Here is a 7,344-nt window from a genome sequence, read left to right as displayed (position 1 = left end):
GCATTTCAACTGTAGGAGTGAGCCTGCTCGCGATGGCGTCCGCAAACTGTACGCCTAAGTCTGTGCCTAGCTGTAACAGCCCGAACTGCAAGGTTTATGGCTTTATGAAGGTCCTTCCCAACCACCTTCAATTCCGGTCCACCATCATGTCCTCGCGCGAAAACACCGGCATGGCCCTCGGCCTGCTCGGCGTGGTGATTTTCAGCCTTACCCTGCCCTTCACCCGCATCGTGGTGCAGGAACTGCATCCGCTGCTCAACGGTTTGGGCCGCGCATTGTTCGCGGCGATTCCGGCGGCGCTGCTGCTTTTGTGGCGGCGCGAGAAATGGCCGACGTGGCAGCAAGTCAAAGGCCTGAGCCTGGTGATCGCCGGGGTGATTCTGGGTTTTCCGGTGTTGTCGGCGTGGGCCATGCAAACCTTGCCGGCGTCCCACGGTGCGCTGGTCAACGGCCTGCAACCGCTGTGCGTGGCGCTGTATGCCGCGTGGTTGTCCCACGAACGCCCGTCAAAAGCCTTCTGGGCCTGCGCGGCGCTGGGCAGTGCGCTGGTGCTCGGTTATGCGTTGTATACCGGGGCCGGCAGCATTCAGGCGGGCGATCTGTTGATGCTCGGCGCGATTGCCATCGGTGGACTGGGCTACGCCGAAGGCGGCCGCTTGGCCAAGGAGATGGGCGGCTGGCAGGTGATCTGCTGGGCGCTGGTGCTGTCGACGCCGCTGTTGATCGGGCCGGTGTTGTACCTGGCGCTGCAACATCACGGTGCGGTGTCGGCCAAGACGTGGTGGGCGTTTGGTTATGTGGCGCTGTTTTCGCAGTTTCTCGGCTTCTTTGCGTGGTACGCCGGGCTGGCCATGGGCGGGATTGCCCGGGTCAGTCAGATCCAGCTGCTGCAGATCTTCTTCACCATCGCGTTTTCGGCGCTGTTCTTTGGTGAACATGTCGAGCCGATTACCTGGGTGTTTGCGTGTGGTGTCATCGCCACTGTCATGCTCGGCCGCAAGACTGCGGTGAAATCAAATGTGGGAGCGAGCTTGCTCGCGAAGGCGGACTGACAGTCAACGCTGATGTTGGCTGTTATGGCCCCTTCGCGAGCAAGCTCGCTCCCACAGGGTTTTGCGTCAGGCCAGGTAGCCGTCGGCGCGCAGCAGGGTTTCCAGGCAGTGCTCGCTGATGTTGTAGAAGGCTTTCAACTCTTCGATCTTCACCAACAGCTGAGCCGGATCGACCGGCTCGGCGCGTTTCACCGCCAGAATCATCTTGTTCTTGTTGGTGTGTTCCAGCGAAATGAACTCGAAGACCTTGGTCTCATACCCGCAGGCCTCAAGGAACAATGCGCGCAGGCTGTCGGTGACCATTTCGGCCTGCTGGCCCAAGTGCAAACCGTATTGCAGCATCGGTTTGAGCAGCGCCGGGCTCTGGATCTGCAGGCGGATCTGTTTGTGGCAGCACGGCGAGCACATGATGATCGATGCGCCGGAGCGGATGCCGGTGTGGATCGCGTAGTCGGTAGCGATGTCGCAGGCATGCAGGGCGATCATCACGTCCAGCTCGCTCGGCGCCACGCTGCGCACGTCACCGCACTTGAACACCAGGCCCGGATGATCGAGCTTCGCCGCCGCAGCGTTGCACAGGTTGACCATTTCCTCACGCAACTCGACACCAGTAACTTCGCCCTCGGCGTTCAAGGTGTTGCGCAGGTAATCGTGAATCGCGAACGTCAGGTAACCCTTGCCCGAACCGAAATCCGCCACCCGCACCGGTTTGTCCAGGGCCAGCGGCGACGAGGTCAGCGCATGACTGAACACTTCGATGAACTTGTTGATCTGCTTCCACTTGCGCGACATCGCCGGGATCAGCTCCTGCTGCGCGTTGGTCACGCCAAGATCCTTGAGGAACGGTCGGCTCAGCTCAAGGAAGCGGTTTTTCTCGCGATTGTGCTCAGCGGACGGCGCTTCGCGCAATTGCTGAGGTTTGCTTTTGAACAGCGAACTCTTGCCCTTTTTGCTGTATTCGAGCTGCGCTTCGTCAGTCACCGCCAGTAAATGGGCATTTTTGAACGCGGTCGGCAGTAACGCGGCAATCGTCGCCACCCCCTCGTTCAGCGGCAGGTTTTTGGTGATGTCGCGGGTTTTATAGCGATAGACGAACGACAGATTCGGCTGCGCCTTGACCGTCACCGCTTTGATGATGACCCGTTGCAGATCCGCTTCGTCACCGACGTACTTGGCCAGCACCAGTTTGATGAAGCCGTTCTGCTCGAGGCTGGTTTGCAGCAGCTCGATGAACTGGGCGTGGTGATCGGGCGCGGGTTTGGTGGCAGGAGCAGTAACGGACATGAAAAAGCGGCCTCGGACGGGCGAAATCGGGAATGGCGGGTATTTTAGGGGGGATGGGGGTTGGGGACACGTTCTTATTTACCCAACGGTTGGTTAAAGCGGCCCTCACCCTAGCCCTCTCCCAGAGGTAGAGGGGACTGACCGAGGTGTTTTCAAGAGCTACACCGACCTGAAATACCGAGTCGAACTCAGGTATTAAAAGCATCAAATCAAACGATCATCTGTTAATCCATAATCGACTCGGTGTTTCAGGTCGATGTCGAGCGCAGAACACCTCGGTCGGCCCCCTCTCCCTCTGGGAGAGGGCTGGGGTGAGGGTTTGGATCTCAAGCAGGATGAAAGTACTTCAGCCCAACACCACCAACCGATTCGGCAACTCATTCCTCACCTGCGTCACCGGCACATGCACCTTCAGCAATTCCCCACACGCCTCGATACACGCCACAAATCCCTCCAACGTGCGCCCCTGCCTGACCTGCTCGGTAAACGCCGCGACAATGGCATCCCAGGATTTATTGTCCAGCCGTTCGGAAATCCCCTCATCCACCAGAATCTCCACATACCGCTCCGCCTCGCAAACAAAAATCAGCATCCCCGTGCTGCCCACGGTGTGATGCAGGTTCTGCTCGAGAAACTGCCGCCGCGCCAGGTTTGACGCACGCCAATGCCGCACGCGACGCGGTATCAAATGAGTGGTGATTTTCGGCAGACGAAACAGCAGGCACAGCACGATAAACGCGCCCCACTGCACCAGCAGCAGGCTGCGCAGGGTCAGCCACCCGGTCAGGTAGTGGACGATGCCCGGCACCATCAGCGCCAGCAGGCTGGCCCACAACAACGGGATGTACGCGTAGTCATCGGCGCGCGCCGCGAGCACCGTCACCAGTTCAGCGTCGGTGTCGCGCTCGACCCGGGCGATCGCCTCGGCGACTTTGCGTTGTTCGTGTTCAGTCAGTAATGCCATGTTGAAAAGTGCCTGCTCATTATTCTTTTAATGTCACCAGCCGCCGGATGAACCACCGCCGCCGAAACTGCCCCCGCCGCCGCTGAAGCCTCCGCCTCCACCGCCGCCAAATCCACCGCCACCGCCAAAGCCGCCCCCTCCTCCGGAGCCACCCCGGCCGGCAGGCAGGATACCGAGCATCTGGCAGACAAACACCGTCAGGATGAACAACATCACCAAAAACACGAACAATCCCGGATGCCGCGAGATGAAATCATCGGACGGATCACCACTGGACTCATACACCGTCGATGGCTCATCCAGCGGATTACCACCGAGCACCACCAGCATCGCCGCGACGCCATCACTGATGCCCTTGCTGAAGTTGCCGCTTTTGAAGGCGGGCGTGATGACTTGATGGATGATCACTGAAGTCTGCGCGTCAGTCAGTCGTTCTTCGAGGCCATAACCGACTTCGATACGCAGTTTGCGCTCGTCACGGGCAACGATCAGCAGCGCGCCGTTGTTCTTGTCCTTCTGGCCGATGCGCCAGTGCCGGCCGAGCTGAACGCCGAAATCTTCGATGGTGGTGCCTTGCAGATCCGGCAGCGTGACGACGACCAACTGCTCGCCGGTCGCCTGCTCGTGGGCCTGCAATTGCTGGCTCAGTTGCGCACGCACCGACGGCTCAAGCATCTGCGCTTCGTCCACCACCCGCCCGCTCAGCGCCGGGAACGTCAACTCGGCCTGGGCGCTGAGGGCGAACAGCCACAGCATCAGCACCAGGCCCATTTTCAACACGCGCATGGACAACCTCGAATCAGAATTTCACTTCCGGGGCCTTTTCCGCGCCGGGCGTGGTGGCTTCGAAGGTTTCGCGGATCGGCAGATCGCTGTACATCACGCTGTGCCAGAGACGACCGGGAAAGGTGCGGATTTCGGTGTTGTATTTCTGCACCGCCAGAATGAAATCGCGGCGCGCCACGGCGATGCGGTTTTCCGTGCCTTCGAGTTGCGATTGCAGGGCGAGGAAATTCTGGTTGGCTTTCAGATCCGGATAGCGCTCGGAGACCACCATCAAGCGGCTCAACGCACCGGTCAGTTGATCCTGCGCCTGCTGGAACTGCTTGAGTTTTTCCGGGTTGTCGAGGGTGCTGGCGTCGACCTGGATCGACGTGGCTTTCGCCCGCGCCTCGATCACTGCGGTCAGCGTTTCCTGCTCGTGAGCCGCATAACCTTTCACCGTTTCCACCAGATTGGGGATCAGGTCGGCGCGGCGCTGGTACTGGTTCTGCACCTGTCCCCATGCGGCTTTGGCCTGTTCGTCGAGGGTCGGGATATTGTTGATGCCGCACGCGGTCAACAGCGTGGCCAGCACCAGCAGCGTGGCGACCTGCAAACGCGAGCGATTGGTTGGGCTTACATTCATCGCAGTGATGCTCCTTGGCACATATCATTATAAAAACCGAGCGCGAAACATTCTCAGCGGGCTCTTGGGGCATAATCGGCCGCGTCGCTGGATTACGACGGGGCAATGGGCTAAAAAGTGCCCTGCGTGATCATGCTGCCAAGTGTCGGCTGCCGTTTTTGGCTCTGTTTCTTTGAGCCCGTACCCGAACAACAATAGTCGCTCCCTAAATTTTGGCTGGCCGGCGTTGCATTGCCGCTTGGGCCCTTGAGAAAAATATTCATGAAGAAGCTGTGTTTGCTGGGTCTGTTCGTCAGCCTGGCCAGTCATCAAGTATTGGCCGCCACGACCCCGGTACCCCTGGAAAACAAGGACGCGTTCATCACGAATCTGATGAGCCAAATGACCCTCGATGAAAAGATCGGCCAGTTGCGCCTGATCAGCATCGGCCCGGAAATGCCACGTGAGCTGATCCGCAAAGAGATCGCTGCCGGCAACATCGGCGGCACGTTCAACTCGATCACCCGCCCGGAAAACCGGCCGATGCAGGACGCGGCCATGCGCAGCCGCCTGAAGATTCCGATGTTTTTCGCGTACGACGTGATCCACGGTCACCGTACGATTTTCCCGATTCCGCTGGCCCTCGCCTCGAGCTGGGACATGGACGCTATCGGCCAGTCCGGGCGCGTTGCCGCCAAAGAAGCCGCTGCCGACAGCCTCGACATCACCTTCGCGCCGATGGTCGACATCTCCCGCGACCCGCGCTGGGGCCGCAGCTCCGAAGGTTTCGGTGAAGACACCTACCTGACCTCGCGCATTGCCGGCGTCATGGTGCGCGCCTATCAGGGCGCCACCCCGAGCGCGGCTGACAGCATCATGGCCAGCGTCAAGCACTTCGCCCTGTACGGCGCGGTCGAGGGCGGTCGCGACTACAACACCGTCGACATGAGTCCGGTGAAGATGTACCAGGACTACCTGCCGCCGTACCGCGCGGCGATCGATGCCGGCGCCGGTGGTGTGATGGTCGCGCTGAACTCGATCAACGGCATTCCGGCCACCGCCAACACCTGGCTGATGAACGATCTGCTGCGCCGCGACTGGGGTTTCAAAGGCCTGGCGGTCAGCGACCACGGCGCGATCTTCGAACTGATCAAGCACGGCGTCGCCCGCGACGGTCGTGAAGCGGCGAAGCTGGCGATCAAGGCCGGCATCGACATGAGCATGAACGACACCCTGTACGGCAAAGAGCTGCCGGGGCTGCTCAAGTCCGGTGAGATCGAGCAGAAAGACATCGACAACGCCGTGCGTGAAGTGCTCGCGGCCAAGTACGACATGGGCCTGTTCAAGGACCCGTACCTGCGCATCGGCAAGGCTGAAGATGATCCGGCCGACACCTACGCCGAGAGCCGTCTGCACCGTGCCGAGGCCCGCGAAGTCGCGCGTCGCAGCCTGGTGTTGCTGAAGAACCAGAACGAAACCCTGCCGCTGAAGAAAGACGCAAAAGTCGCGCTGGTCGGCCCGTTGGCCAAAGCGCCGATCGACATGATGGGCAGTTGGGCGGCCGCCGGGCGCCCTGCGCAATCGGTCACGCTGTTCGATGGCATGAGTTCGGTGATCGGCGACAAGGCGAACCTGATCTACGCCCGTGGCGCCAACATCACCAGCGACAAGAAGGTGTTGGACTACCTGAACTTCCTCAACTTCGATGCGCCGGAAGTGGTCGACGATCCGCGCCCGGCCAACGTGCTGATCGACGAAGCAGTGAAAGCTGCAAAAGACGCTGACGTGATCGTTGCAGCGGTAGGTGAATCCCGTGGCATGTCCCACGAATCCTCCAGCCGCACCGACCTGAACATCCCGGAAAGCCAGCGCGAGCTGATCCGTGCGCTGAAAGCCACCGGCAAACCGCTGGTATTGGTGTTGATGAACGGCCGCCCGCTGACCATTCTCGAAGAGAACCAGTCAGCTGACGCGATTCTGGAAACCTGGTTCAGCGGCACCGAGGGCGGCAACGCCATCGCCGACGTGCTGTTCGGCGACTACAACCCGTCGGGCAAACTGCCGGTGACCTTCCCGCGCTCCGTGGGCCAGATCCCGACCTACTACAACCACCTGAGCATTGGCCGGCCGTTCACGCCGGGCAAACCGGGCAACTACACCTCGCAGTATTTCGATGACACCACAGGTCCCCTGTTCCCGTTCGGTTACGGCCTGAGCTACACCAACTTCGCCCTGAGCGACATGGCGTTGTCGTCGACCACCCTCAACGCCACTGGCAAGCTCGACGCCAGCGTCATGCTGAAAAACACCGGCAAGCGTGACGGCGAAACCGTGGTGCAGTTGTACATCCAGGACGTCACCGGCTCGATGATCCGCCCGGTGAAGGAACTGAAGAACTTCCAGAAAATCATGCTCAAGGCCGGCGAACAGAAAGTCGTGCACTTCACCATCACCGAGGATGACCTGAAGTTTTACAACGCCCAGCTCAAATACGCGGCTGAGCCAGGCAAGTTCAACGTGCAGATCGGCCTGGATTCCCAGGACGTGACGCAGCAGAGCTTTGAGTTGCTGTAACTGACAACGCAGTCCCCTTGTAGGAGTGAGCCTGCTCGCGATAGCGGTCATTCAGCTAATTCAATGCTGACTGACACACCGCT

6 protein-coding genes are annotated in these 7,344 nt (G+C 60.2%); 2 read left to right on the top strand and 4 right to left on the bottom strand.

The features are described from left to right. The first annotated feature begins 146 nt into the window (after positions 1-146). The gene (locus tag ACW9IR_RS28010; RefSeq protein WP_457465853.1) at positions 147-1,052 is read left to right on the top strand and encodes a DMT family transporter; all 906 of its coding nucleotides are present in this window, start codon (positions 147-149) and stop codon (positions 1,050-1,052) included. Between the two features lie 66 nt (positions 1,053-1,118). Here the strand turns inward: ACW9IR_RS28010 and ACW9IR_RS28005 are convergent, their stop codons facing one another. From ACW9IR_RS28005 to ACW9IR_RS27990, 4 genes are all read right to left on the bottom strand, one after another. Beyond that, a complete protein-coding gene (locus ACW9IR_RS28005; protein WP_102902729.1) occupies positions 1,119-2,336 on the bottom strand; it encodes a class I SAM-dependent methyltransferase in 1,218 nt (405 codons plus the stop codon). A gap of 346 nt (positions 2,337-2,682) precedes the next feature. Then, complete coding sequence (locus ACW9IR_RS28000) at positions 2,683-3,300, bottom strand: TPM domain-containing protein (protein WP_457465851.1); 618 nt, start codon at positions 3,298-3,300, stop codon at positions 2,683-2,685. Between the two features lie 33 nt (positions 3,301-3,333). Then, on the bottom strand, positions 3,334-4,086 hold the full coding sequence (locus ACW9IR_RS27995) for a TPM domain-containing protein (protein WP_457465849.1): 753 nt from the start codon (positions 4,084-4,086) through the stop codon (positions 3,334-3,336). Positions 4,087-4,099: 13 nt separating this feature from the next. Further along, the gene (locus ACW9IR_RS27990; RefSeq protein WP_095119162.1) at positions 4,100-4,708 is read right to left on the bottom strand and encodes a LemA family protein; all 609 of its coding nucleotides are present in this window, start codon (positions 4,706-4,708) and stop codon (positions 4,100-4,102) included. 261 nt (positions 4,709-4,969) lie between these two features. Here ACW9IR_RS27990 and bglX point away from each other — a divergent pair, with 261 nt between their 5' ends. Then, entirely contained in the window at positions 4,970-7,261 is a 2,292-nt protein-coding gene (gene bglX, locus ACW9IR_RS27985; RefSeq protein WP_457465847.1) for a beta-glucosidase BglX, read from the top strand. Positions 7,262-7,344: the final 83 nt, after the last annotated feature.

The organism is Pseudomonas sp. SDT291_1_S447, assembly GCF_054070155.1.
This window is presented reverse-complemented; position numbering and strand designations above follow the sequence as displayed.

What these genes read in the sequence shown, in the direction of transcription:
- ACW9IR_RS28010 (WP_457465853.1), top strand. Translation starts at nt 147, where the DNA reads ATGTCCTCGCGCGAAAACACCGGCATGGCCCTCGGCCTGCTCGGCGTG.
- ACW9IR_RS28005 (WP_102902729.1), bottom strand. Translation starts at nt 2,336, where the DNA reads ATGTCCGTTACTGCTCCTGCCACCAAACCCGCGCCCGATCACCACGCC.
- ACW9IR_RS28000 (WP_457465851.1), bottom strand. Translation starts at nt 3,300, where the DNA reads ATGGCATTACTGACTGAACACGAACAACGCAAAGTCGCCGAGGCGATC.
- ACW9IR_RS27995 (WP_457465849.1), bottom strand. Translation starts at nt 4,086, where the DNA reads ATGCGCGTGTTGAAAATGGGCCTGGTGCTGATGCTGTGGCTGTTCGCC.
- ACW9IR_RS27990 (WP_095119162.1), bottom strand. Translation starts at nt 4,708, where the DNA reads ATGAATGTAAGCCCAACCAATCGCTCGCGTTTGCAGGTCGCCACGCTG.
- bglX (WP_457465847.1), top strand. Translation starts at nt 4,970, where the DNA reads ATGAAGAAGCTGTGTTTGCTGGGTCTGTTCGTCAGCCTGGCCAGTCAT.